This window comes from Lysobacter sp. F6437 (assembly GCF_052547215.1).
Genome location: NZ_JBQWRB010000002.1, coordinates 303,475 through 328,862 on the forward strand (window position 1 = coordinate 303,475; position 25,388 = coordinate 328,862).

At 69.9% G+C, this 25,388-nt stretch carries 24 protein-coding genes; 17 read left to right on the forward strand and 7 right to left on the reverse strand.

Annotated elements, in window-relative coordinates:
- Window positions 1–2: 2 nt before the first annotated feature.
- The 3 genes from ACT9F5_RS09910 (at window position 3) to ACT9F5_RS09920 (ending at window position 2,157) form a co-directional block, all read left to right on the forward strand.
- On the forward strand, window positions 3–212 hold the full coding sequence (locus ACT9F5_RS09910; protein WP_445119779.1) for a hypothetical protein: 210 nt from the start codon (window positions 3–5) through the stop codon (window positions 210–212).
- Window positions 213–350: 138 nt separating this feature from the next.
- A complete protein-coding gene (locus ACT9F5_RS09915) occupies window positions 351–1,661 on the forward strand; it encodes a metallophosphoesterase (protein WP_445119780.1) in 1,311 nt (436 codons plus the stop codon).
- A gap of 49 nt (window positions 1,662–1,710) precedes the next feature.
- On the forward strand, window positions 1,711–2,157 hold the full coding sequence (locus ACT9F5_RS09920; protein WP_445119781.1) for a hotdog fold thioesterase: 447 nt from the start codon (window positions 1,711–1,713) through the stop codon (window positions 2,155–2,157).
- A 105-nt stretch (window positions 2,158–2,262) separates the two neighbouring features.
- On the opposite strand, the gene ACT9F5_RS09925 is transcribed toward ACT9F5_RS09920, so the two are convergent.
- Complete coding sequence (locus ACT9F5_RS09925; RefSeq protein ID WP_445119782.1) at window positions 2,263–3,267, reverse strand: alpha/beta fold hydrolase; 1,005 nt, start codon at window positions 3,265–3,267, stop codon at window positions 2,263–2,265.
- Window positions 3,267–4,031, reverse strand: coding sequence for a 1-acyl-sn-glycerol-3-phosphate acyltransferase (locus ACT9F5_RS09930; RefSeq protein ID WP_445119783.1), 765 nt, complete (start codon window positions 4,029–4,031; stop codon window positions 3,267–3,269). Before ACT9F5_RS09930 ends, ACT9F5_RS09925 begins: the two co-directional genes overlap by 1 nt.
- 93 nt (window positions 4,032–4,124) lie before the next feature.
- On the opposite strand from ACT9F5_RS09930, the gene ACT9F5_RS09935 reads away from it, so the two are divergent.
- Together ACT9F5_RS09935 and ACT9F5_RS09940 are read left to right on the forward strand one after the other, a co-directional pair.
- On the forward strand, window positions 4,125–6,197 hold the full coding sequence (locus ACT9F5_RS09935; RefSeq protein ID WP_445119784.1) for a tetratricopeptide repeat protein: 2,073 nt from the start codon (window positions 4,125–4,127) through the stop codon (window positions 6,195–6,197).
- Window positions 6,198–6,388: 191 nt separating this feature from the next.
- Entirely contained in the window at window positions 6,389–7,018 is a 630-nt protein-coding gene (locus ACT9F5_RS09940; RefSeq protein WP_445119785.1) for a YbhB/YbcL family Raf kinase inhibitor-like protein, read from the forward strand.
- Between the two features lie 37 nt (window positions 7,019–7,055).
- Here the strand turns inward: ACT9F5_RS09940 and ACT9F5_RS09945 are convergent, their stop codons facing one another.
- Complete coding sequence (locus ACT9F5_RS09945) at window positions 7,056–7,901, reverse strand: DUF4377 domain-containing protein (RefSeq protein ID WP_445119786.1); 846 nt, start codon at window positions 7,899–7,901, stop codon at window positions 7,056–7,058.
- Window positions 7,902–7,968: 67 nt separating this feature from the next.
- Window positions 7,969–8,823, reverse strand: a complete 855-nt coding sequence (locus ACT9F5_RS09950; protein ID WP_445119787.1) for an undecaprenyl-diphosphate phosphatase — start codon at window positions 8,821–8,823, stop codon at window positions 7,969–7,971.
- Between the two features lie 229 nt (window positions 8,824–9,052).
- On the opposite strand from ACT9F5_RS09950, the gene glnA reads away from it, so the two are divergent.
- The 6 genes from glnA to ACT9F5_RS09980 all read left to right on the forward strand — a co-directional run bounded on the left by glnA (window position 9,053) and on the right by ACT9F5_RS09980 (window position 16,847).
- Window positions 9,053–10,462, forward strand: coding sequence for a type I glutamate--ammonia ligase (gene glnA / locus ACT9F5_RS09955; RefSeq protein ID WP_445119788.1), 1,410 nt, complete (start codon window positions 9,053–9,055; stop codon window positions 10,460–10,462).
- A gap of 488 nt (window positions 10,463–10,950) precedes the next feature.
- Window positions 10,951–11,904 (forward strand): cytochrome c oxidase subunit II, encoded by a 954-nt coding sequence (coxB, locus tag ACT9F5_RS09960; RefSeq protein ID WP_445119789.1) that lies wholly within the window; start codon window positions 10,951–10,953, stop codon window positions 11,902–11,904.
- On the forward strand, window positions 11,901–14,393 hold the full coding sequence (ctaD, locus tag ACT9F5_RS09965) for a cytochrome c oxidase subunit I (RefSeq protein ID WP_445119790.1): 2,493 nt from the start codon (window positions 11,901–11,903) through the stop codon (window positions 14,391–14,393). The genes coxB and ctaD overlap by 4 nt, the downstream gene beginning before the upstream one ends.
- Before the next feature lie 72 nt (window positions 14,394–14,465).
- Window positions 14,466–14,849, forward strand: a complete 384-nt coding sequence (locus ACT9F5_RS09970; protein ID WP_445119791.1) for a hypothetical protein — start codon at window positions 14,466–14,468, stop codon at window positions 14,847–14,849.
- Entirely contained in the window at window positions 14,846–15,547 is a 702-nt protein-coding gene (locus tag ACT9F5_RS09975; protein WP_445119792.1) for a cytochrome c oxidase assembly protein, read from the forward strand. Before ACT9F5_RS09970 ends, ACT9F5_RS09975 begins: the two co-directional genes overlap by 4 nt.
- Window positions 15,540–16,847: a c-type cytochrome gene (locus tag ACT9F5_RS09980; protein WP_445119793.1), complete on the forward strand. Its 1,308-nt coding sequence runs from the start codon at window positions 15,540–15,542 to the stop codon at window positions 16,845–16,847. The genes ACT9F5_RS09975 and ACT9F5_RS09980 overlap by 8 nt, the downstream gene beginning before the upstream one ends.
- A gap of 106 nt (window positions 16,848–16,953) precedes the next feature.
- On the opposite strand, the gene ACT9F5_RS09985 is transcribed toward ACT9F5_RS09980, so the two are convergent.
- Together ACT9F5_RS09985 and ACT9F5_RS09990 are read right to left on the reverse strand one after the other, a co-directional pair.
- On the reverse strand, window positions 16,954–17,307 hold the full coding sequence (locus tag ACT9F5_RS09985; RefSeq protein ID WP_445119794.1) for a hypothetical protein: 354 nt from the start codon (window positions 17,305–17,307) through the stop codon (window positions 16,954–16,956).
- Window positions 17,308–17,373: 66 nt separating this feature from the next.
- On the reverse strand, window positions 17,374–18,528 hold the full coding sequence (locus ACT9F5_RS09990) for an HNH endonuclease (RefSeq protein WP_445119795.1): 1,155 nt from the start codon (window positions 18,526–18,528) through the stop codon (window positions 17,374–17,376).
- Window positions 18,529–18,954: 426 nt separating this feature from the next.
- On the opposite strand from ACT9F5_RS09990, the gene ACT9F5_RS09995 reads away from it, so the two are divergent.
- The 5 genes from ACT9F5_RS09995 to ACT9F5_RS10015 all read left to right on the forward strand — a co-directional run bounded on the left by ACT9F5_RS09995 (window position 18,955) and on the right by ACT9F5_RS10015 (window position 23,074).
- The gene (locus tag ACT9F5_RS09995) at window positions 18,955–19,995 is read left to right on the forward strand and encodes an ATP-binding protein (protein ID WP_445119796.1); all 1,041 of its coding nucleotides are present in this window, start codon (window positions 18,955–18,957) and stop codon (window positions 19,993–19,995) included.
- Window positions 19,992–21,404 carry a nitrogen regulation protein NR(I) gene (ntrC, locus tag ACT9F5_RS10000; protein ID WP_445119797.1) on the forward strand — a complete coding sequence of 471 codons (1,413 nt, stop codon included), beginning with the start codon at window positions 19,992–19,994 and terminating at the stop codon, window positions 21,402–21,404. Before ACT9F5_RS09995 ends, ntrC begins: the two co-directional genes overlap by 4 nt.
- A gap of 208 nt (window positions 21,405–21,612) precedes the next feature.
- Complete coding sequence (locus tag ACT9F5_RS10005; protein WP_445119798.1) at window positions 21,613–22,203, forward strand: superoxide dismutase family protein; 591 nt, start codon at window positions 21,613–21,615, stop codon at window positions 22,201–22,203.
- Between the two features lie 20 nt (window positions 22,204–22,223).
- On the forward strand, window positions 22,224–22,733 hold the full coding sequence (locus ACT9F5_RS10010; RefSeq protein ID WP_445119799.1) for a GNAT family N-acetyltransferase: 510 nt from the start codon (window positions 22,224–22,226) through the stop codon (window positions 22,731–22,733).
- Complete coding sequence (locus ACT9F5_RS10015) at window positions 22,730–23,074, forward strand: hypothetical protein (RefSeq protein ID WP_445119800.1); 345 nt, start codon at window positions 22,730–22,732, stop codon at window positions 23,072–23,074. The genes ACT9F5_RS10010 and ACT9F5_RS10015 overlap by 4 nt, the downstream gene beginning before the upstream one ends.
- 22 nt (window positions 23,075–23,096) lie before the next feature.
- On the opposite strand, the gene ACT9F5_RS10020 is transcribed toward ACT9F5_RS10015, so the two are convergent.
- On the reverse strand, window positions 23,097–24,005 hold the full coding sequence (locus tag ACT9F5_RS10020) for a hypothetical protein (RefSeq protein WP_445119801.1): 909 nt from the start codon (window positions 24,003–24,005) through the stop codon (window positions 23,097–23,099).
- A gap of 100 nt (window positions 24,006–24,105) precedes the next feature.
- Here ACT9F5_RS10020 and ACT9F5_RS10025 point away from each other — a divergent pair, with 100 nt between their 5' ends.
- Window positions 24,106–25,383, forward strand: coding sequence for an acetyl-CoA C-acetyltransferase (locus tag ACT9F5_RS10025; RefSeq protein ID WP_445119802.1), 1,278 nt, complete (start codon window positions 24,106–24,108; stop codon window positions 25,381–25,383).
- Window positions 25,384–25,388 lie beyond the last annotated feature (5 nt).

A 25,388-nucleotide genomic window follows, 5' to 3' on the forward strand; every position in this document is an offset into this window, starting at 1 on the left:
CCATGAACGCCTACCGCTTCGCCACCACCAACCCGTCGACCCCGAGCTTCAACCCGAGCGCGAACGCCAGCCGTCCCGCCGCCGCCAATACCCCGTCGCGTCCACCGCACCGCGAGCGTGCCTTCGGCGTCGGCTACGGCACCAGCAGCGGCTATGCCAGCAACCGCAGCTACGTGTCCCACAACGTCGTCCCGCTGTTCCGCTGCGTCTGAGCGATCCGGGGGGATCCCGCTCCACCCGCGCCGCCAGTGACCCGCAGGACCGCGCCGCAAGCCCCGGGATCGACCCGCTGACGTCTCCCCTGTCAGCGGGCCGGTCCCGGGCTCTTTTTCCGCAAGGAGCACCGTCGCATGCCACGGATAGTCAAACGCACGCTGTTGCTGGTTTCCCTGCTCGCCGCGGTGGGCGCCATCGCGTTGTTGATCCTGCTCTCGTGCGCCACCGTCGAGACCACCACCCGCGGCTCACCCACCCGGTTCCGGGTCCCGCTCGGCGTGGGGGATGTCGCGTTTCCGCTGTACTCCGCCACCGGACGGCAGGTGGTTCTGCCTGGCCTGCTCGACGGACCGGTCGTCCGACGCGACGGCAACGGTACGTGGTCGGCCACGTGGTTCTGCGAGGACGAGGTCGGACAGGCGCGCGTCCGCAGCGACCGGCTTCGGATCGACTGCGCGGGCCAGCGGCATTCCTTCGTGCTGGGCGATCCGGGCGTAGCGGCCGCCGTGGCGCCGATGCCCGGCCGGGTGGCGGTGCTCAGCGACCTGGAAGGCAACGCCGCATTCCTCGACAAATCGCTGCGCAAACTCGGCATCGTCGACGCCGCCGGCGACTGGGATTACGGCAGCGGCCACCTGGTGGTCCTGGGTGATTCGGTCGATCGCGGTCGCGACGTCTTCGCCGTGCTCTGGCGCCTGCATGGCCTTGCCGTGCAGGCGGATGCGGCAGGCGGCGCGGTGCACGTGCTGCTCGGCAACCACGAGCAGTACCTGCTGCGCACCAATCCCACCCGCGCCCATCCGGACCACCTGCATGCGTTGAACATGATGGGTGGCTATCGACAGGCATTCGCCGACGACACCGTGATCGGCCATTGGCTGCGCCGGCAGCCGGTCGCACTGAAGCTGGGTTCGGTGCTGTTCGTGCACGGTGGGGTCGGCCCGGCGGTCGTGCGTTCCGGGTTGTCGGTCGAACAGCTCAATGCCGCGATGCGCGCGTACTGGACGCGGCCGGCGACCGCGCCGCCGCGGACGGCCGGCCTCGACGCGGTACTCGGGCCGGCCGGGGTCACCCAGTACCGCGGCTACTTCCGCGGGCTCGACGGGCGCTATCCGGCGGCCACCTCCGCCGACGTACAACTCGCGCTGGAACACTTCGACGCCAGCGAAATCGTGGTCGCACACACGCTGGTCGAGCGGATCCAAAGCCTCCACGGTGGCCGGGTGCGCGCGGTGGACGTCAACAGCAGCGACGCGCGGCCCGAGGTACTGGTCTACGAGGACGGCGTCGCCCGGGTGGTCGACCTCGGTGTCCCGCGCAACCTCCACCCGGACGAGGAGCGCACGTTTCGCGAGTTCAGCCTCGCCGATGCCGCCGACCGCGCGTTGCTGTGGGACATGTGCCGGGACATCCGCCGGTTGTCGGCGTTGCCATACCCCTACTGAAGGCGCGCCGCGGTTCGCCGCGCGCCGCCTGCTCGGCTATCGTGGCCGGATGAATGAACCCGCCGCCACCGTTCCCTCGCCGTTCCGTCGCGACACCAGCGTCGAGCGCCTCAACGAGCTTTCGCGCGGCACCGCGATGGAGCCGCTGGGCATCGTGTTCACCGAGATCGGCCACGATTTCGTACGCGGCACCATGCCGGTCGACGAGCGCACCCGCCAGCCTTACGGCCTGCTGCACGGCGGCGCCTCGGTGCTGCTGGCCGAAACCCTCGGCAGCAGTGCCGGCAACCTGTGCGTGCCCGAAGGCAGGGTCTGCGTCGGCATCGAGATCAACGCCAACCACGTGCGCGCCGTGCGCAGCGGCAACGTCATCGGCACCGCGCGGCCGGCGCACGTCGGCGGCCGCACCCAGGTCTGGGAAATCCGGATCGAGGACGAGGCCGGCGAGCTGGTGTGCATCTCGCGGCTGACGTTGGCGGTGATCAGCGCGCGCTGAGGCCGCAATCGTCCGCGAATGGCCCGCGCTCTTGTAGGAGCGGCTTCAGCCGCGATCGGGAGTGGGTGCGGGCGAACGATTGTCCGATCGCGGCTGAAGCCGCTCCTACAGGGGCGTCATGTCAATCGCGGTAGCGAGCTGGCGGGCGATCCAGCGTTCCGCGTAGCCGTCCAGCCGGGCGTTCTCGATGAAGCCGCAGTGGCCGCCCCATGGCGAGACCTCCAGCCGCGCGCTGGCTGGCAGTTGCAGGCGTTCGAAATCGGCGAACGGGATCACCGGGTCGTCGACCGCGGTCAGGATGCTGGCCGGGACCTGCAGGTTGGCCAGCCGGTCGCCGCCGATGGTGTAGCCGTCGAAGTAGCGCTCGAGGGTGCCGAAGTCGGTCTGGCGCTCGACCAGCCATTGGGTCAGCGGCCGCATGCGCTGGCCGAGCACGCGGTCGTCGAAGTCGTGCCGCTGCGGGAACAGCGCGCGCTTGCGCGCCAGCGAGCTGCGCCACTTGCGCTCGAAGTGCCACAGGTAGAACGGCAGCCCGGCTTCCATCGCGTCCATCGTCCGCGCCGGGTCGAGCACCGGGCAGACTGCGGCGACGTGCGCCAGCTGCAGGCCCGCGGCCGGCGCGCGCAACGCCAGCCGTAGCGCGAAGTTGCCGCCCAGCGAGTAGCCGGCCACCACCATCGGTCGCAACGGGAAGCGCCGGGCGACGTCCTTCGCCGCCAGCACCACCTCGTCGATCCGGCACGAGTGGAAGATCTCCTCGTTGAGGTGGTGGGTGTCGCCGTGGTCGCGGAAATTGAGCCGGAACACCTCGAAGCCGTCCGCCAGCAGCTGCGCCGCGGTCAGCCGCATGTAGCTTGATTCGACGCTGCCTTCCCAGCCGTGCAGCAGCAGGGCCAGCCCACGCGGCGCGGCGACATCCGGTCGCGCGCTGTGCAGCCCCTGCAGGCGAACCCCGTCGCCGCCGTCGACCAGGTGTTCGGTCGTCACCGCACCGCTGGCCGCGAGCCGGGCCTGGCCGATGCGCCGTCGCGCATTGCTGGAACCGAGCGCCGATTGCAGGTGGGCGTTGCGCAGCCAGCGCGGCGGGCGGAAGTCGCTCGCGTCCGCCATCACCGCGCCATCGCGGCGATGATCCGCTCGCGCGCGAGTTCGGCGATGCGGCGACGGCCCTCGGCCTCGCCCGGGGCGATCGGTTCGAGGAAATGCACTTCCGCCACCCGCGCCGGTTCGCCGAGCAGGCGCACGAAGTTGCCGAGGAATCCCTCGCCGCGCGCGAACGCGACCACCGTCTGCGCCGAGCCGCCCGCGCCATAGCGCAGCGCCACCGGTTGCACCGGCACGCCGGCCTCGACCGAAGCCAGGAAGATCCGCGCGTGGAACGGCCCGATCTCGCGACCGCCGCGGGTGCCGCCCTCGGGGAACACCCCGACCGAGCGGCCGTTGCGCAGCCGCCCCAGCATCTCGTGCAGCACCCCGCCCAGCGACTCGGTGCTGCCGCGCGCATGGAAGATGGTCTCGGCGCGCCCGGCCATCCAGCCGACCACCGGCCAGCCCTGGATCTCGCGCTTGGCGACGAAACCCATCATCCGCTGGCTGTGCAGCGCCTCGATGTCGATCCAGCTGACATGGTTGGCGACGAACATCGCCGCGCCCGGCAACGGCGTGCCGAAGCGCTGCATGCGGAAGCCGAACACCCGCATCAACCCGGCCGACCAGGCCCGCACCAGGCGATGGTCGACACGTTCACCGTCGATCACCCGGCCGTGCGACAGCGGCATCAGCAGCAACACCACCGGCAGGTCGACCAGCAGGTGCCAGGCCAGCATCGGCACGCGGTAGAGATAGCGGAAACTACGTGCCAGCGGCGCATTCATCATCGCGATCATACCGAAGCACGGTAACGGTGAACGAGTCGACCGGCAGGCAACGGCTACAATCGCGGGCTGTCATCGAACCCCGAGCTTTCCATGCACGAACCGATCATCGACGCCCTGCGCCGCGGCGCTGCCGACGAGGCCCTGGCCGCCGCCCGCGAGGCCGTTGCCGCCGAGCCGCAGGACCCGACTTCGCAACGCCTGCTGGCCAGCGCGCTGCGGTTGTCGGGCGACCGTGAAGGCGCGATCGCGGCGATCGACCACGCCATTGCGCTGGCGCCGGACGACGCCAACCTGCACCTCGAACGCGCCGGCCTGTTGTTGAAAGAGCGTCAGCTCGACGAGGCCGAGGCCGCGCTCGCCCGCAGCATCGGGCTCGACCCCAACCAGTTCCCCGCGTACATCGTTCAGGCCCAGCTCGCGCTGGGTCGCGGTGAGCTCGACGAAGCCGAGCGGCTGACCCGCACCGGTGCCCGGATTGCCCCGGAACACCCGCAGGTCGCCGCGCTGGAAGGCACCCTCGCGCTGCGTCGCGGCGACGCGGACCGCGCGCTGGCGATCCTCAGCCAAGCCTCCGAGCGTTTCCCCGGCGAGCCGACCCTGCGCCATGCGCTGGGCTTTGCGTATCTCGCCAAGGGCCACCTCGCGTTCGCCGAGCAGGCGTTCCGCAAGTTGCTCGAAGGCCAGCCGGACTCGCTGTCGCTGCGCGCGCTGATCGCCGACCTGTTGCGCCGGCAGGGCCGCCCCGGCGAGGCCGCCGACGAACTCGCGCCGCTGCTCGACAATCCCGCCGCGACCGCGGCGCTGCGCCGCACCGTCGGCGAAATGCAACTGCAGGCCGGCCGCAACGAGCAGGCCCGCGACCTGCTGGTCGATGCCGTCACGGCCCAGCCCGATGACCGCCGCGCGGTCGCGGCGCTGGTCGAGGCCTGGCAGCGGCTCAACGACACCGACGGCGCGCGCGGCCGCCTGGACCAGTTGCTCGCCGCGCATCCGCAGGCCGTTGCCCTGTGGCACGCGCGGCTGGCGTTCGAGGAGTTCGCCGGCGACGGCGCCCGCGCCGTGCTCGCGCGCTGGCAGGAAGCGATGCCCGGTTTCGTGCCGGCGCTTGAGGCTCAGATCGCCCTGCACGATGCCCACGACGAGGCCGACCAGGCCGAGGCGGTGGCGCGCCGGATACTCGAGCTGCAACCCGGCCACGCCCGCGCCGAGCTGCGCGTCATCGATGCCGAACTCAAGCGTGATCCCGACGAGGCGATCAACCATGTCGAGCGGCTGCTGGCGGGCGCCGATGGCGAGGCGGCCAAACGCAACCTGCGCCAACTGATGGGCCGCACCCTCGACATTGCCGGCCAGCCCGACGCGGCCGCCGCGACCTGGGCCGAGTTGCACGCCGAAGTGGTGCCGCAGCGGCTGCCGTTGCCGCAACCCAGCGCGCCGCGCAAGGAGTGGCCGGAACAGGCCGTGCTCGACCAGCCTGCCGCCGCAGTGGTGCTGTTGTGGGGCGCGCCGGGCTCGCTGGTCGAGCGTGTCGCCGCCACCCTCGCAAACGCCGGTGCCCCGGTGCGGGCCGATCGTTTTGGCGCGCAGCCGCCGGTCGACCTGTTCCAGCGCTACCTGACCATCGACGCGCTGGCCGGTGGTTCCGCCGACCCGGCCGCGCTGGTCGCCGAATGGCGCGCGGCGCTGCCCGCGCGCGGGGTCAAGGACGGCCAGGTGTTCGACTGGCTGCTGTGGTGGGACAACGCCGCACTGCTCGCGCTGCGTCCGCACCTGCCCGAGGCACTGCTGCTGGTGGTGCTGCGCGACCCACGCGACATGCTGCTGGACTGGCTCGCGTTCGGCGCCCCGGCGCCGTTCGCGCTGGAGACCCCGGAAGCCGGCGCGCAGTGGCTGGCGCAGGTGCTGGGCCAGGTCGCCGACCTGCACGAACACGACCTGCTGCCGCACCGCCTGCTGCGGATGGACGGCATTGCCGAGGATCCCGCCGCGATCGCCACCGCGCTTGCCGGCGCCCTGCAGACCCGCCTGCCTGCCCCTCCGCCCCAGGCCATGGGCCCCAGCCGCTTCCCCGCCGGCCACTGGCGTGCCTTCGCCGAGCCGCTGGGCGAAGCGTTCAAATTGCTGGCACCGGTCGCGCGCCGGCTGGGCTACGCCGAGGACTGATGCCACCCGGGCACCGCGCGTTTGCCCTGTGTAGGAGCGACGTAAGTCGCGAATGCACGGCGATCCCGGGTATCAGTGAAATCGCGACTGACGTCGCTCCTGCAGGGAAGCGGCATAAGGCGGCTCGGGCATCCGCTGCGACGCCAACCCCGCATCTGGCAGACTCCGTGGATCCCACACGGAGCCTCCCGATGCGCATCCACAGCGACAGTTTCGATCACCGCGGCGCGATCCCGGCCGAGTTCGCGCTCGGCGTGCGCGATGCGGACGGCGCGGTCGGCTTCGGCCGCAACCGCAATCCGCAGCTGGTCTGGGACGACGTGCCCGCCGGCACCCGCTCGTTCGCTCTGCTGTGCGTCGACACCGACGCGCCGACCGTCGCCGAGATGGTCAACAAGGACGGCGTCGAGATCCCGGTGTCGCAGCCGCGCACCGAGTTCTGCCACTGGGCGATGGTCGACCTCCCCGCCGACCTGCGCACGATTCCGGCCGGCAGCTGCAGCGACGGCGTCACCAAACACGGCAAGCGCGACCCCGCCGGCCCGGCCGGTGCGCGACAGGGACTGAACGACTACACCGGATGGTTCGCCGGCGATGACGCGCTGGCAGGCGACTGGTTCGGCTTCGATGGCCCGTTCCCGCCGCCCAACGACCTGCGCGAGCACCGCTACTTCTTCCGGCTGTTCGCGCTCGACGTCGACCGTCTCGACGTGCCGGACCGCTTCACCGCCGCCGACGTGATGCGCGCGATCCATGGCCACGTGCTCGCCGAAGCGCTGGTGCACGGCACCTACTCGCTGCATCCGGCAGTCGCACGCTGAGCCGGCGTGCCGGTCCAGCGGCGACGCGACGCGCGCCTCATTCCGCCGGCGCGATCTCCGACTCGACCACCATGTCGAGCACGTAGGCGATCGACGAGGCATCCGCCGGCGCGGGATCACGCTTGAACTTCTTCAACCGCAACACCTTGCGCTCGCCGGCGACGAACTCGAAGCCCTCGATCTCCTCGTACAGCGGTTGCCACTCGCCCGGTGGCGACTGCTTGACGCCGTTGTCGCCGTAGCGGATCTCGCGCACCTGCAAACACTGGTGGTCGGGGATCAGCGGGTGGTTGCAGGCGACGCGTTGCGGCGCGACCTCCAGGAACACGGTCTCGCCGGGGCCGCCATAACGCGTCTCGGCGGTGGCCTCGCCGATCCAGGTCGAGCTGCCGCCATCGGCCGACTCCAGCTTCAGCCGCGGAGGTGCGGTCTCCTCGATCCGCGGCAGCAGCGGCTGCGCCAGAAGCGCGCTGATCGCCTGGTCGGCCTGCATCAGCGCCTCGTCGCAGGCCATCATCGTCGAGTTCAACCGGCCGACCTGCAGCCGGCCCTGCGCATCGACCTCGTAGCTGCCGCCAATCCGGTTGCAGCCGCCGGACACGCCGACATTGCGGTCCTTGAACTCCAGCGTGAGCGGCCGGTCATCGGCCGGGAACAGCGCGTCGATGCGCTGGCCGTCGGCGTCGGTCGCCGCGCTCAGGTGCCACTTCTGGCCGCCGAGCATGTGGGACCCCGGACCGGGACCGGCGGTGTCGTTACTCGCCGGTGGCGGCATCCGTGCCGTTGGCTCGGACGTCGGTGTGCGGTCGCCGCCCGCGCAGGCGGCAAGCGCCAGCGGCAGCAACAGGGCCAGCGTGGCGCTGGAGGTGCGGTGGATGTTCATCGGGCAAATGTCCATGGAATCCGGGAAACCCATGGAAACGCACCAACCGTGCAGATGGGGTTACGCCTCAGTTGCCGGCCGGCAACCACAGCAGCAACGCCAACCCCAGCGCCAGCCGGTACACCGCGAACGCGGTGAAGCGATGGCTCTGGATGTAGCGCAGCAGCCACTTCACCGCGATGAACGCGGTCACCGCGGAGGCCACGAACGCCACCGACAACTCGGTCCAGTCGACCGTGCCGAGGCCGCCGTCGAGGTAAAGCTCCAGCACCTCGTAACCGGTCGCGGCGAACATCGTCGGGATGCCGACCAGGAACGCGAATTCGGTCGCCGCGGCGCGGTTGGTGGTGCCCGCCAGCAGCGCCACGAAGATCGTCGCGGCCGAGCGCGAGGTGCCGGGGAACACCCCGGCCACGACCTGCGCGATGCCGACCAGCACCGCCACCGTCCAGCTGATCGCGGTGCGCTCGCCGAGCTTTTCCGCACGGCGCGCGGCCAAGTGTTCGGCGACCAGCATCCATACCGCGCCGATCACCAGCGCCCACGCGATCGGCGCGATCGCGGTCGGCAACTCCCAGCCCAGCGCCTTGACCAACAGGCCGCCCACCGCGGTCACCGCAAACGCCGCCAGCAGCTTGAACGCGTAGTCGCGCGATTGCGCCGGCGTCGCGGTGATCCCCAGCGGGTCGTACTCCGCCGGCGCGTCGTGGCCGGCGAACGCGACCGCCATGCCCCACAACCGCTTGCGGTAGATCAGCACCACCGCGCCGATCGCGCCGGCCTGGATCGCGATGTTGAACAGCGCGCTGCGCGCACCGAGCCAGTGCTGGGCGATCAGCAGGTGCCCGGTGCTGGAAATCGGCAGGAATTCGGTGATGCCTTCGATGATGCCGAGCAACAGCGCGGCGAGCAGGTCGGTCATGGAGACGGGGCCGGATGGGGACAGGTGCGGGAGTCGTTGGCGCAGAATACCCGGTCACCGGCTCGCACCGGAATGGTGCGACCACGGGTCCGTCGCACCAACAGAGGGCAATTATCTCAACCAGATCCCAGCGGGTCGAGTAAAATCAACAGCTTGTGTTCGATGAAACTTGGCACGACGCTTGCTCTGAAGCAAAGCAGTGTCCTTCCTTCCCGCCAGCGAGCCCGCCATGTCCATCGAGAACGTCGAAAAACTCATCCGCGACCACAAGGTCGAATTCGTCGACCTGCGCTTTGCCGACATGCGCGGCGTGCAGCACCACGTGACCTTCCCGGCCTCGATCGTCGAGCCGGCGCTGTTCGAGGACGGCAAGATGTTCGACGGCAGCTCGATCGGCGGCTGGCGCGGGATCCACCAGTCCGACATGGTGCTGCTGCCCGACCCCTCGACCGCGATCCTGGACCCGTTCACCGCCGACCCGACCCTGATCCTGGTCTGCGACATCCTCGACCCGACCACGATGCAGGCCTACACCCGCGACCCGCGCGGCATCGCCAAGCGCGCCGAGGCCTACCTCAAGTCCAGCGGCATCGCCGAGCAGGCGTTCTTCGGCCCCGAGCCCGAGTTCTTCATCTTCGACTCGGTTCGCTACGCCAACGACATGGGCCACACCTTCTACCACGTCGATTCCGAGGAGGCGGCGTGGAACTCCGGCCGCGAGTACGAAGGCGGCAACACCGGCTACCGCCCGGGCGTGAAGGGCGGCTACTTCCCGGTCGCGCCGCTGGATTCGCTGCACGACATCCGCGCCGAGATGTGCAAGACGCTGGAAGCGGTCGGCATCGAAGTCGAGGTCCACCACCACGAGGTCGCCAACGCCGGCCAGTGCGAGATCGGCACCAAGTTCAACTCGCTGACCAAGAAGGCCGACGAGCTGCTGACGATGAAGTACGTCATCAAGAACGTCGCCCACCGCAACGGCAAGACCGCGACTTTCATGCCGAAACCCCTCGTCGGTGACAACGGCAGCGGCATGCACGTGCACCAGTCGCTGGCCAAGGGCGGGGTCAACCTGTTCTCCGGCGACGGCTACGGCGGCCTGAGCCAGATGGCGCTGTGGTACATCGGCGGCGTGTTCAAACACGCGCGCGCGATCAACGCCTTCGCCAACTCCAGCACCAACTCCTACAAGCGGCTGGTGCCCGGCTTCGAGGCGCCGGTGATGTTGGCGTACTCGGCCTCCAACCGCTCCGCGAGCTGCCGCATCCCGTACGTCTCCAACCCGAAGGCGCGCCGCATCGAGTTCCGCTTCCCGGACCCGATGAACTCCGGCTACCTGATCTTCGCCGCGTTGATGATGGCCGGCCTCGACGGCATCAAGAACCAGATCGACCCGGGCGCGCCGTCCGACAAGGACCTGTACGACCTGCCGCCGGAAGAAGAGAAGAACATCCCGACCGTTTGCCACAGCCTCGACCAGGCGCTGGAAGCACTGGATGCGGACCGCGACTTCCTCAAGGCCGGCGGCGTGTTCACCGACGACTTCATCGACGCCTACATCGGTCTGAAGATGAAGGAAGTCACCGCGTTCCGCGCCGCGACGCATCCGCTTGAGTACCAGATGTACTACGCGATCTAGTCCCCGACTGATCTCGCGATCCATGCAACGGCCCGGAATTTCCGGGCCGTTGTTGTTTGTGTCGGCTTCGGAGGGAGGCGGGGCCTTGGCCGGGGCGGGCCGACCGGTTCGGTCGACCATCCTTGGCCGACTCACCGGCCGCGGCCATCCATGGCCGCTTCGGCCCGCCCCAGCCAAGACCCCGCGTCGCGCGTGTGGTGTATGGCGTTGATGCACGGCATACCAGCCACTTCCGGCACCTTGTAGGAGCGACGTAAGTCGCGACTCTCTGACCCCTCGTCTGTCGATCGACACGCTTCCCCGTAACCCACCCCAATAGCCCACCGTCAAACCTTCACGACCCGTTTCGACCCCCCACGGCAGGCTCCTCGACGGGGTCTCCGTCGAAGGAACATGCACTCGCGATGCCACCGCGCGAAACCACAGCCGACACGGCCCGGCTTCGGATGCGACGGATAACGCACCGCTTTTGTGCGGGCGGCGTTGCGTTGGTCGTCCTGACCGGCTGCGGCGGCGCCTCCTCGACACTCGACCCCGCCGGCGTCGAAGCGGCCACCATCGCCCGCCTGTTCTGGCTGATGGCGATCGGTGCCGGCGTCGTCTGGTTGGTGGTGGTCGCCATCGCGCTGCATGCCGGCCGCCGGCGCGATGACCCGCCCGACCGCCGCCGCGCGCACCGCTGGCTGATCGTGGGTGGCGGCGTGATCATCCCCACCGTCGTGCTCGGCGCACTGCTGGTGCACGGGCTGATACTGATGCCGCAACTGCGCGAACCCGCACCACACGATGGCCTGCGCATCGCGGTATCGGGCGAGCAATGGTGGTGGCGCGTGACCTACCGGCCCGACGATGCGGCGCCGGTGGTGCTGGCCAACGAGATCCGCCTGCCGGTCGGCCAGCGCGTCGAGTTCGTCCTGACCAGCCCCGACGTGATCCATTCGTTCTGGATTCCCTCGCTCGGCGGCAAGCTCGACATGATCCCCGGCCGTACCACCACGCTGGTGCTGGAGCCGACCCGCACCGGCACCTTCCATGGCGCCTGCGCCGAGTACTGCGGCACCTCGCACGCGTTCATGCAATTGGCGGTGGTGGTGATGGAACCCGAGCCGTTCGCACGCTGGCTGCAGCACCAGGCCGCACCCGCCGCATCGCCATCCGACCCGATTGCACGTCGCGGGGAAAGCGCGTTCCAGAGCACCGGTTGCGGTGCCTGCCACAGCGTCCGCGGCACCGCGGCTGCCGGGGTGGTCGGCCCCGACCTGACCCACGTCGGCAGCCGCCTGCGCCTCGCGGCCGGCACCTTGCCCAACGACGCCGCCGGTTTCCAGCGCTGGATCGCCGATACCCACAGCGTGAAACCGGAAGCGCCGATGCCCGAGTTCGGGATGCTGCCCGAGGCCGAACTGCACGCGATCGCGAGCTACCTGGAGGGTCTGCAATGACCGGCGATCCCGCACAGGCCGCGCGCCTCGAAGAAACCTGGAAAACCCCGACCGGCTGGCGCTACTGGTCGTCGGTCAACAACAGCCAGGTGGGCGCGTGGTACACGGCTACCGCAATCACGTTCTTCCTGTTCGCCGGCGTGCTGGCGCTGCTGATGCGCGTGCAGCTGGCGCTGCCGGACAACGACTTCGTCAGCGCCACCACCTACAACCAGCTGTTCTCGCTGCACGGCTCGGTGATGATGTTCCTGTTCGCGGTGCCGATCTTCGAGGCGTTCTCGATCCTGATCCTGCCGACGCTGCTCGGTGCGCGCGAGCTGCCGTTCCCGCGGTTGTCGGCCTACGGGTTCTGGTGCTTCCTGATCGGCGGCGTGTTCGTCTGCGGCTCGATCTTCTTCGACGCCGCGCCGCAGGGCGGCTGGTTCATGTACCCGCCGTTGACCACCGAGTACCAGGACGGGCTCGGCGCCGACATCTGGCTGCTCGGGTTGAGTTTCATCGAGGTCGCGTCGATCGCGGCCGCGGTCGAGCTGATCGTCGGCGTGCTCAAGACCCGACCACCGGGCATGCGGATCAACCTGATGCCGCTGTACGCGTGGTACATCCTGGTGGTCGGGGCGATGATCCTGTTCGCATTCCCGCCGCTGATCGCCGGCGATCTGATGTTCGAGGCACAGCGCCTGCTCGACTGGCCGTTCTTCGACCCGGCGCGCGGCGGCGACCCGTTGTTGTGGCAGCACCTGTTCTGGATCTTCGGCCACCCGGAGGTCTACATCATCTTCCTGCCGGCGATCGCGCTGGTCGCGATGATCGTGCCGACGTTCGCGCGGCGCCCGATCGTCGGCTACAGCTGGATCGTGCTGGCCGCGGTCGGCACCGGCTTCCTGAGCTTCGGCCTGTGGGTCCACCACATGTTCACCACCGGCCTGCCGAACATCTCGCTGGCGTTCTTCTCGGCGGCGTCGCAGGCGGTCGCGCTGCCGACCGGGGTGCAGATCTTCGCGCTGCTGGCGACGGTGCTGGCCGGCCGCGTGGTGCGCTCGGTGCCGATGCTGTTCGTGCTCGGCGCACTGGTGATCTTCGTGCTCGGCGGCCTGACCGGGGTGATGATCGCGATGGCGCCATTCGACTTCCAGGCGCACGACACCTACTTCATCGTCGCCCACCTGCATTACGTGTTGATCGGCGGCATGGTGTTCCCGGTGATCGCCGGCACCTACTACTTCTATCCGCTGGTGGTCGGCAAGCAGTTGTCGGAACGGGCCGGGCGGATCGCGTTCTGGCTGATGTTCTCCGGCTTCAACATCGCGTTCCTGCCGATGCACATCAGTGGCCTGGGCGGGATGCCGCGGCGGGTGTTCACCTATCGCGGCGGGCAGGGGTTCGACCTGCTCAACTTGATCTCGACGGTGGGTGCGTTCGTGCTGGCGGCGGGGTTCGCGGTGCTGCTGATCGACGCCTTGCGGACCGCGTTCCGGCGCGGCCGTTCCGAGCGCAATCCATGGCGCGCCGGGACGCTGGAATGGCTGTCGCAGATGCCGTCGCGGCCGTGGGGCGTGCGTTCGATCCCGGTCGTGCACAGCCGCTATCCGTTGTGGGACCAGCCGGACCTCGTGCGCGATGTCGACGGCGGGCGTTTCTACCTCGCCGATGCGCCGGAAGGCCGGCGCGAGACGCTGGTGACCTCGCCGGTCGATGCGGTGCCGGAGCAATGCCTGCGCGTCCCGGGGCCGACCTTCGTGACGTTCTGGGCGGCGGTGTTCACCGGCGGCGCCTTCATCTTCCCGGTGTTCAGCCAATACGTCGCCGCGGGCATCAGCGCGGTGCTGGCGCTGGTCACGACCCTGGTGTGGTTGTGGACCGGCACCGCGCTGGTGCCGGAAAAGCCATCGAAGGATGTCGGGCTCGGATTGACGCTGCCGCTGTACGCGTCCGGGCAGGTGTCGGTGGGCTGGTGGGCGATGTTCATCACCATGATCGGCGACATGGCCGCATTCGCCAGCCTGGTGTTCGGCTACTTCTTCTTCTGGACCGTGCACGAGGATTTCCCGGCGGATCCGGCCGCCGGGCCGGGCCTGTTGTGGCCGACGTTGGCGCTGGGGCTGGCGATTGCCGCATGGGCCGCGACGGTGCTGGCGCGCGGACTCAACCGCCGCGTATCGGGCGTCGGCTTCCACCTCGCCGCCGCGAGCGCGGCGGTGTTGGCACTCGCGGCCGGCGCCGCGCTGCTGGCCGGGCCGTGGCTGACCGGCATGGACCCGACCGCGCACGCGTACCAGGCCACGGTGTGGCTGCTGGTCGGCTGGACCGTGGCGCACATCGCGGTCGGCGTGATCATGCAGCTGTACTGCATCGCCCGCCGCGCGGCCGGGCGAATGACCGCCGAACACGACATCGACATCCACAACGTCACCCTGTACTGGCACTTCGTCGCGATCACCGTGCTGGTGACGGTCGCGACGATCGCCGGTTTCCCGCTGGCGGCCTGAGGCCGGACGATGACGACGCCACGCAGACAACATCCCCGCACGCAGCCGGACCCCGCGCCACCGCGGCGCTCGGTGGAAGACACAGTCCTGCCGGAAAGCCGCGCCAGCCTGTGGTTGCTGACGTCCGGGCCGGCGACGTGGGCCGTGCATTTCCTGCTGTCGTACGTCACCGCCGCGGTCTGGTGCGCCAGGGCGGCGACGGTGGCGGCGCCGCTGGGCACGGCGCGGGTCGCACTGGTCGCCTACACGGTGGTTGCGCTGGCCGTGATCGTCGGCGTCGGCTGGCGCAGCTGGCGCCAGCACCAGTGGGGCGACGCGGAACTGCCGCACGACGACGCCAGCGCCGGCGACCGCCACCGCTTCCTCGGCTTCGCGACGCTGCTGCTGTGCGGGTTGAGCTTCGTCGCGGTGGTCTACTCCGCGCTCGCGATCGGGCTGATCGGGACCTGCCGATGAGGCTCGCCGGCCAACACGGGAGCTGGCCGCTGGCCTGCGGGCTGGTGGTGCTGGCCGGGGTGTGGATCGGGCCGCTGCCGGAGTGGTCGAGGCACTCGTTCGCCGCGCACATGGCGATGCACATGTCGGTGGTGGCGGTGGCCGCGCCGCTGATCGCGGCCGGCATGGCCGGTGGCCGGCTTGATCCAGTGCGGTGGCTGGCGACTGGCGCATCGCCGACCAACGGACGTCCGATGGCGCGGCGGGTAGCGGCCGTGCTGCTGTCGCCGGTGGTGGCCTCGGTCGTCGAGTTCATCGTGGTCTGGGCCTGGCATGCGCCGGCGCTGCACCACGCCGCGCGGCACTCGACGGGCTTGCTCGTGGTCGAACAGGGCAGCTTCCTCGCGGTCGGCCTGCTGGTGTGGCTGGCCGCGTTCGGCGGCAGCGCGGCGCAACGGCACCTGCGCGCCGCGACCGGCATTGCCGGGCTGCTGCTGACCTCGATGCACATGACTTTGCTCGGCGTGCTGCTGGCGCTGGCCACGCGGCCGCTTTATGGCCACGGCGCCGACGTGGGGTTCGGCCTGACCGCTTTGCAGGACCAGCACCTGGGCGGGGTGCTGATGCTGTCGTTCGGTGGCGTCGCCTACCTGGCTGGCGCACTGGTGCTGTTGTTCGGATTGCTGCGCGAGCGGCACGCGGAGGTGGCCGATGGCTGACCGGCGCGACAACGAATGGTGGGAGGCAATCGCGAGGTTGCCGCGCTGGCTGTGGTCGTGCCTGGTCGGCGGCTCGTGGACGTTGGCGCTGGGCCGGTTGCTGCTGGCCGCCGTGGTGTTCGGCCTGGCTGGATTGCTGTTCGTGTCGGTGGGGCTGATGCCGGTCGCCGCCAGCCAAGGGCACTGGCCGATCACCCAGGTCCTGCTGCATTTCGTGATGCGCCGTTCGGTGCAGACCCATGCGCTGGCGGTGAAGCCACCGCCCCCCGAAGAGCGGCTGCTTGATACGGAGGCGATGGTGCTCAAGGGCGCCGGCCATTACGCCGAGGGCTGCCTGCCATGCCACGGCGCGCCGGGCCATCCACGCGCGGAGGTCGTGCTGCACAGCGTTCCGGAGCCGCCCTACCTCCCGCCGATGGTCGACGACTGGAACGACCGCGAACTGTTCTGGATCGTCAAGCACGGCATCAAGTACACCGCGATGCCGGCGTGGCCGTCGCAACGGCGCGACGACGAGGCGTGGGCGATGGTCGCGTTCCTGCGGCGGTTGCCGCAGTTGGGTCCGGCCGAGTTCCGCCAGCTGGCCTACGGCGAGGAGGCGGAGGTTCCCGACATTGGCCCCACGCGCTCGTCCACCGAGCCACAGGCGCTGGCCAACTGCGCGCGCTGCCACGGCCGTGACGGCGCGGGCCGCGGCGATGGCGCGTTCCCGCCGCTGGCGGGGCAGCCCGAGGCCTACCTGCTGGCCAGCCTGCAGGCCTACGCCCGCGGCGACCGCCACAGCGGCGTGATGCAACCGGTTGCCGCTGCGCTGGATGCGAGCGAGATGCGGGCGCTGGCGCGCTATTACGCGGCGGCTGACGGGGGTGGTCGCGATGGCAGCGGCAGCGGCCATGGCGCGGGCCGCGACGTCGCGGGCGACGAGGGCGACGAGGGCGCCGGGCGCGCCGACGCCGGACAAGCCAACGCCCTGCGCGCGGCGATCGCACGTGGCGAGCGGCTGGCACGCGAGGGCGTGGCGTCGCGTCGCGTCGCCTCCTGCGTGGAATGCCATGGCCCCGGCACGTCGCCGCGCAACGCGTTGTACCCACGCCTGGCGGGACAGCCGGCGGCCTACATCGAACGGCAGCTGTCGCTGTTCAAGCAGCGCGACCGCGGCGGCACCGCGTACGCCGGGATCATGGAGACCGTGGCCGCGCGGCTGGAGCCGGACGATATCCGCGACCTCGCGCTGTATTACGCGTCGCTGCCGGCGGATGGTGGCGTGGTTAGCGAAGGTCCCGCGTCGCGATTGGAGTAGTCAGGCGTTCTGATGCCATTGGTGCTCGCTGCCTGCACCTCGCAGCCACACCAGCGGTTTTTGTAGGAGCGACGCAAGCCCCGACCCACCGACAATCGTCGGTCGATCAACGCGCACCTTCCCCAGTGCCGCGAAAGCGATCCACCAACCGGGCGACACCGCCATTGGGCGCCAGCGCCTCGACTTCATCCGACCTGGCGGCACGCAACCCGGCGAACTCATGCAGCGGATGATCAAGTTCGTCATCGAACCCACTGCCGCAATCACGCCAATGCTGCTCGTGCAGCGAAGGCAGGCCAACCCGCTGCGGAATGAAGGTGCCGTCGTCGAGCGCTCGCCGGATCGCCGCGAGGTCCTCGTCGTTGGCCCGACCGCGCAACAACACGCAAGCGTGGGTCTTGTAGTTGCCCGCATCGCGGTAGAGGTATTCGAAGACGCTGTAGTCGCCGTCCCGGTCCATGACACGCTCCTGCTGAAGGAGCGGCGAGCGTGGCTTGGCGGCGTCGCGCGGAGCGAGATCCCGGAACTACTTGCCCGGATATCCGGGTTGCGAGCTGAGCGTCTCCATCAACGTCGCCACCGGATCATCGCTTTGCGCCAGCTTCTTCTCGAACACCTTGTTGCGGTGGTACTCGAGGTAGTGGCTTTGCGGCTGGGTGAAAGCTCCGCATCTGCGTCCTGATCGCACCGAGAAGCCGATCCGCTTCGCCACATCGTCGGGCAACAGTTGCGATGGCACCAGCGCACCCTTGTCCTCGAAGGTGATCCAGCCGCGGTCGAAAAGCAGATCGGCCGTGGGCGTCAGCAGCAAACCGTTATGACCATCCACCCGCTCCTCCGCGGTGCCGCACTCGGCCCACGGCTTGATATGGCTGGCGCGCAGGAAGCGCAGGTCGCGCACCCCGGTGAGCCGGCATTCCTTCTCCACGCCGATCAGGCGGCGACGGAACAGCGACTGCTTCTTGCGCACCTCGCCGAGGCGGAGCGTGACCGTGCTTCCGAGCTCCAGTTCGGCGTTGGCGGCCTCGCCCACATGCGTGGCCTCGAATGGAGTGACTTCGTGCAGTACGGGCCGCAGCGGAAAAACGATCGCCTTGCGCAGGTCGCCCCGGGTGTCGGGCACGCCCGCTTTCTCATACGGCTGGCTGGCCAACTGGAACTCACCTAGAAAACGATACGGCTGTCCCTTGCCCATCATCTGGAACAACAACAACACCTTGCCCTCGACATCGTGGCGGAGGATCGCGCGGTTGCCGCCGCTGTATGTCATGTCCCCGACCTGTCCCTCACCAAAATAGTGAAGGACACCGTCGTCATCCCAGAAGTCGTGGTAGCCGTGGGTGACGCCGGCTTCCCCGGTGAACATGATCACGACCGGTGAGTCTTTCGGCGTCGATATGCCCCCCTGCCGCTGCCCACCAAAGCGCGCGTGGATCTCGTCACGGCGGTGGTACAGCGCTCCGACCTTGAAAGGGACGTCGACCAAGACGGCTCCGGATTCCGACAGCGATGGAAAAACGGGCCCGGTCCCTGGGCAATGCAGCCGCGCCAGGATAGGTCGCGTCGCGCCCCACGCCAAATCCCCCCCCAAAGCACCCCACCACCGAAACCGCGAAGGGCGGTGCCCCGGCGGGGTGCTTCCGAAGCGGCCATGGATGGCCGCGGCCGGTGAGTCGGCCATGGATGGCCGACCGAACCGGTCGGCAAGCACCCGGTCGGGGCGCCGACCCCGCCCGGAGCCCACAGCCTTCGCCGTCCCTCTTCAATCACTCAAAGCCCGACCCGCGAGCCAAAAACCCCCAACAGCCCCCCTTTTTTGTTCTCAAGCGAGCATTGAAGACCCACGAGCGAGCGTTTTGATCTCATGCGCGAAGCTCCAATGCCCTCGCGCGACGGTTTTTCGCCCGCGATCCGCCCTTTTCCTCCCGCGGTTGAACAAATTTTGTCCACTCGCGAGTCTTTTTGGCTCGCCGGCGGCCCTTTTCGATCCGTCCGCGAGTCTCCACGGCTCGCCGACGCCCCTTTTATCGTTGGCGGCGAGCTCCGACCCATTACCAACCCGCCACCCCTCAGCACCGCCCCCACCGGCCTGCACTAAGATGGTGCAATGTCCGCCCCGCCGCCCGACGTCGACACCCTCACCACCCCGCTGGCGTGGCTCGACCCCGACGGCAGCATCGCCGGCTGCAACCAGGCCTTCGCCCGCTGGCTCGGCGTCGGCAGCCGTCGCCTGATCGGCCGGCCTCTGGCCGCCCTCGATGCCGAGACCCCGCCGCGCCTGTCCACCGCACTCGCCCGGCTCGACCCCGACGGCGCCCCCTTGCGCCTGCGCCGCCTGCACCTGCGTCACCCCGATGCCGACGAACGCTTCGCCGACCTCTGGCTCAGCACCGACCGCGACGCCCGCGTGCTGGTCGAAGCCCACCCCGTCGACGAATTCCCCGGCGACGACCCCGCCCTGCTGCTGCCCTCCGCATTGGCCGCCTCGCTCAAGGGCCTCGCGCACGAACTTCGCAACCCGCTGGCCGGCCTCAAGGGCGCCGCCCAACTGCTCGCGCGCCGCGTCGAAGGCGACGACTCGAAAGAACTGCTCGGCCTGATCGACAGCGAAGTCGCCCGCCTGACCGCCCTGCTCGACCAGTTGCTGGTGCCGGCCCCGCCGCGCCCGCACGCTCCGCTCAACATCCACGCCGTGCTCGAGCGCGTGTTGCGGCTGGCCGAAAGCGACGCCGGCTGGGCGGTGCGGCTGCTGCGCGACTACGACCCCAGCCTGCCCGAGTTCCTCGGCGACGCCGACCGCCTCACCCAGTCCCTGTGGAACCTGGTGCGCAACGCGATCGAGGCCGGCGCCGGCAATGTCAGTCTGCGCACCCGCGCCGAACACGGCTTGCGCATCGGCGACGAATCGCATCCGGTGGCGCTGCGGCTGGAGATCGTCGACGACGGCCGCGGCGTGCCCGAAGACCTGACCGAACGCCTGTTCCTGCCGCTGGTGTCCGGTCGCGCCGAAGGCAGCGGGCTCGGGCTTGCGCTGGCCCAGCAGGTCGCGCGCGAGCACCGCGGTTCGCTGGCCTACCGCTCGCGACCGGGGCATACCGTGTTCACCCTGCTGCTGCCGATGCCGGTCGAACCGGAGACCGCGGAATGAGCGCGTCGGGCAAGCGGATCTGGATCGTCGACGACGACCGCGGCGTCCGCTTCGTGCTGGCCACCGCGCTGCGCGATGCCGGCCACCGGGTCGACGAGTTCGAACACGCCGCCGCCGCTGTGCAGGCGTTCGAACGGCACGGCGCGCCAGAATTGATCTTCACCGACGTGCGCATGCCCGGCGACGATGGACTGGTGCTGCTCGACAAGCTCAAGGCGCGCGCGCCGAACCTGCCGGTGATCGTGATGAGCGCCTATACCGACGTCGCCAGCACCGCCGGCGCGTTCCGCGGCGGCGCCCATGAATTCCTGTCCAAGCCGTTCGACCTCGACGACGCGGTCGCGTTGGCCGCACGCGCACTGGGGCTGGAGGCGGCGGCGAGCACGGTGGTCCCGCAACCGGACGCGCACGCGTCCAACGGCGACACCCCGCTGCTGCTCGGCGCCTCGCCGCCGATGCGCGAACTGTTCCGCGCGATCGGCCGGCTCGCGCAGGCGCCGCTGTCGGTGCTCATCACCGGCGAGACCGGCACCGGCAAGGAGCTGGTCGCACGCGCGCTGCACCGCGAGTCGCCGCGCGCGAAGCAGCCGTTCGTCGCGCTCAACACCGCGGCGATCCCGTCGGAACTGCTGGAGTCTGAACTGTTCGGCCACGAAGCCGGCGCGTTCACCGGCGCACACAAGCGCCAGCCCGGCCGCTTCGAGCAGGCCGACCGCGGCACGTTGTTCCTCGACGAGATCGGCGACATGCCGCTGCCGCTGCAGACCCGGTTGTTGCGGGTGCTGGCCGAGAACGAGTTCTTCCGGGTCGGCGGCCGCGAGCTGATCCGGGTCGACGTGCGGGTGATCGCCGCGACCCACCAGGACCTGGACGCGCTGGTCACGGCCGGCCGCTTCCGCGCCGACCTGCTGCACCGGCTCGACGTGGTCCGGTTGCAACTGCCGCCGCTGCGCGAACGGGTGGCGGACGTGCCGCAGCTGGCCGAGCGCTTCCTCGCGATCGCCGCGCGTAAGTTCGATGCCGCGCCCAAGCGCTTGTCCGCCGCCGCGATCGAGCGCCTGCTCGCGCACGATTGGCCCGGCAACGTGCGCGAGCTGGAGAACCTGTGCTGGCGGCTGGCCGCGTTGGCGCCGGGCGAGGGCATTGGCCGCGGCGAGATCGACGCCGCGCTGGGTGTCCGCCGCACCGCGCCCGCCACGGTCGACTGGGAAGCCGCGCTGGCCGACTGGACCCGCGGCCAGCTCGACGTCGGCGCCGCCGACATCCACGCGCGGGCCCGCGAGCGCTTCGACCAGGTATTGCTGCAGACCGCGCTGGAATACACCGACGGCCACCGCGGCGAGGCTGCCGCGCGTCTCGGGGTCGGCCGCAACACGCTCACCCGCAAGCTCAAGCCGGGGACGCCGTGAATCCCGCCCTCGCGGATTCACCGACACTGAACCCGCATCGCGTTACGGTGTCGCGGCGCCCAGCCCCGGGCCATTGTCCGACTGGACTTCCTGCTGTTGTAGGAGCGGCTTTAGCCGCGATCGGATAATCGCGCCGACTTCAGATCGCGGCTAAAGCCGCTCCTACAAGAGCCCGCGGTCGCCTTATTCACCCCCAAGGAGATCCACCATGAAAACCGCCCTGCTTGCCACCGCCAGTGCCCTGGTCCTCGCCGCCTGCGCCTCGTCCCCGACCGGCGATGCCAGCGATGCCGGCGTCGACGCCGCGGCGTCCACCAGCACGCCCGCGCTGGCCACCGAGTCGACCCTGTCCGGCGCCAGCGTCAACCTCGCCTCGGCCTCGGGCAGCCTGGTCAGCGGCAAGCTGAGCCTGATGCCGATGGACGATGGCCTGCACCTGACCGGCGAGATCGGCGGGCTCAAGCCCAACAGCAGCCACGGCATCCACATCCACGAGAAGGGCGATTGCAGCGCCGCCGACGCCAGCAGCGCGGGTGGGCACTTCAATCCGGGCAGCGAGGCGCACGGCAAGGTCGACACCGCCACCCACCACGGCGGCGACATGAACAACATCTCGGCGAATGCCGAAGGCGTCGCGACCGTCGACGTGCATGCCAAGGGCGTGGTGCTTGGCGGCGGCGCGGCCAACGACGCGGTCGGCAAGGCGGTGATCGTGCACGCCGATCCGGACGACTACACCAGCCAGCCCTCCGGCAATGCCGGCGCGCGCGTCGCGTGTGGCGTGATCAGCGCGGGTTGATCGCCAACCCGCCATCGCCCATGACCGTGCGCATCCGCGAAGCCCGTGCCGCCGATGCCGGGCTGATCGCGCGCTGGAACGGCGCGATGGCGATGGAAACCGAGCACAAACAACTCGACCCCGAGCGCGTCCGCGCCGGGGTCGAGGCCGGCATCGCCGACCCGGCGAAGGCGCGCTACTTCATCGCCATGCACGAGGCCGTCGCCGCCGGCCGCGAGACGCTCTCCACCCCGGTCGGCACCCTGATGCTGACCCGCGAATGGAGCGACTGGCGCAACGGCGAGTGGTGGTGGATCCAGAGCGTCTACGTCGACGAGGCGCACCGGCGGCAGGGCGTATTCGCCGCGCTGTATCGCCACGTCGAGCAACTCGCACGCGCCACCGACGGCGTCGTCGGCCTGCGCCTGTATGCCGAACGCGGCAATGCGCCGGCGCTGGCGACCTACGGCGCGCTGGGGATGGTCGACGCCGGCTACGCTATTCTGGAATACCCGATCGCCACCACGCCCACCGGCAAGGAGCCAGCATGAAGTCCAGCACGATCCGGTTTTCGGTTGCCCTGGCGCTGCTGCTGCCAGCGATTGCGTGGGCGTCCGAGGGCGCCACCGTCCGCGAGGGCGACGCATCGATCACTACCGCCAGCACCGGCGTTGCCGCCGGCCCGGCCGACCCGTCGACCGCGCCCGGTGCGCCGGCCTCCACGCAGGGCGTGCGCAATGCGATCAGCAACGCCTTCCGGGCGTCCGACGAGTCGGTGCCCTGTGTTGATGGCGGCGGCCTGGGTTGCACGATTGCCGAAACCGCACTGGGGTCGGCGTTGTTCGACGAGCGCGAGGAAGACCGCGCCAACCAGTTCTTGCGCGAGCGATAACCCCGCGTCGAGGGCCGGGCGCTCAGCCCAGCGCGTTGCGGTAGTCGGCGTCGCGCTCGCAATGCACGAAGGTCACCGGCACGCCGTGGGCGCCCAGCACCGCGGCGATCTGCCGCTGGCGGGCCTCGAAGTGCTGGTGCTGGCGTTGCAGCCGCGCGCGCGCGTCGTCGCTGTCGCATGCCACGCCGCCGGCGTAGCGCGCGTACCACGCTGCTGGCGAAAACAGTGCGATCCGCACTTCGCCAGCGACGTAATGCAGCAGCGGTTCGGGCGGCTGGTCGAGCCAGGCTTCGCCGTCGGGCTGCAGCAACGCGGTTTCCAGCAGCGGCCACAACGCGGCCAGCCCGGCGTGCTCGTACTGCAGTGCGGTCATCGCGGCGAGGTCGTGCACGGTCAGGTAACGCGCGTGCTCGACCCGCAGGCCGAACCCGTCCTGCGCGGCCAGCGCGGTATCGGCGCCGGCCATGCCGCGTTCGATCAGTTCGCGCTCGAAGGCGTCGCCGACCCGCGCCACCGCGCCGGCCTCGCCGGTCAGCACGAACGGCAGCAATCGCAGCGGACCGCCCGCGAAATCCGGCGACGGCGTGAGCGCGCCGGGCAGGCGGCCGTCATGGCTGCCGAAGGCGATGACCCGGCCGCCGCCGGCGATGCCGGAGCGGGGCGCGCGTGCGGCCAGCTGGTCGAGTTCACGATGCAGAGGCCAGCCCGGGCGCAGCAGTTCGACCGGGTCGTAAAGCGCGCCGACCAGCACCAGCTCCAGTTCCGCCGCCTCGGCGCAGAAACCGGCCAGGTCGCGCGCCACCAGGTCGGCCAGCGGGCCGGTGCCGGCCTGGTCGAGGCGATCGCGCGCGACCGGCGCGGCGCCGTCCAGTTCCAGCGCCAGCGCGCCGAGTACATGCAGGTCGGCAGCGGGTGGGACGGTCGGATCCATCGGGTTCCCTGTTCTATACGCAGGCGTTTGGTTGGCGCCGGGCCCGGCGCTACACTGCGGTCATTATGCCCACGCAACAAGCATTCGATGAGGTGACACGATGCGTCCAGCCCGTCCGGTAGCCGTGCTCGGTGGCGTACGAATCCCGTTCTGCCGCCAGAACACCGCGTATGCCGACGTCGGCAACCTCGGCATGTCGGTGCGCACGCTGGGCGCGCTGGTCGAGAAGTTCGGCCTGCACGGGCAGCAGCTCGGCGAAGTCGCGATGGGCGCGGTGATCAAGCACTCCAGCGACTGGAACCTCGGCCGCGAGGCGGCGCTGTCGTCCGGCCTGTCGCCGCTGACCCCGGGCATCACCCTGCAGCGCGCCTGCGGCACCTCGCTGGACAGCATCATCACCGTCGCCAACAAGATCGCGGTCGGGCAGATCGATGCCGGCATCGGCGGCGGCTCGGACACCACTTCCGACGTGCCGATCGTCTACTCGAAGGAGTTGCGCCGGCGCCTGCTGGCGGCGAACGCGGCGAAGGATTTCAAGGGCAAGCTGGCCGCGTTCAAGGGCTTCTCCTTCCGCGAACTCAAGCCCGACTTCCCCGGCGTCGCCGAGCCGCGCACCGGCAAGTCGATGGGCGACCACTGCGAGGACATGGCCAAGCAGTGGAACATCTCGCGCGATTCGCAGGACGAGTTCGCGCTGGCGTCGCACCAGAAGCTCGCCGCCGCCTACGAGCGTGGCTTCTTCGACGACCTGGTGGTCAGCTTCCGCGGCGTCTCGCGCGACAACAACCTGCGTCCGGACAGCAGCCTGGAAAAGCTGGCGACGCTGAAGCCGGCGTTCGACCGGACCTCCGGCCGCGGCACCTTGACCGCGGCCAACTCGACACCGCTGACCGACGGCGCGGCGGCGTGCCTGCTGGCCTCCGATGAGTGGGCACGGGCGCACGGCCACGAACCGCTGTGCCACCTGCGCGACGCGCAGGTCGCGGCGGTCGACTTCGTGCATGGCGAGGGGCTGCTGATGGCGCCGACCATCGCGGTGCCGCAGATGCTGGCGCGCAATGGCCTGACGCTGCAGGACTTCGATTTCTACGAAATCCACGAGGCGTTCGCCGCGCAGGTGCTGTGCACGCTGCGCGCGTGGGAGAGTGAGGAGTACTGCCGGAACCGGCTGGGACTGGACGCGCCGATGGGGCAGATCGACCCGGCCAGGATCAACGTCAACGGCTCCTCGCTGGCGACCGGCCACCCGTTCGCCGCGACCGGCGCGCGGCTGGTCGCGACCGCGGCGAAGGAGCTCAAGGCGCGAGGCGGCGGACGTTGCCTGCTGTCGATCTGCACCGCCGGCGGCATGGGCGTGGTGGCGATCCTGGAGCGCTGAGGCAA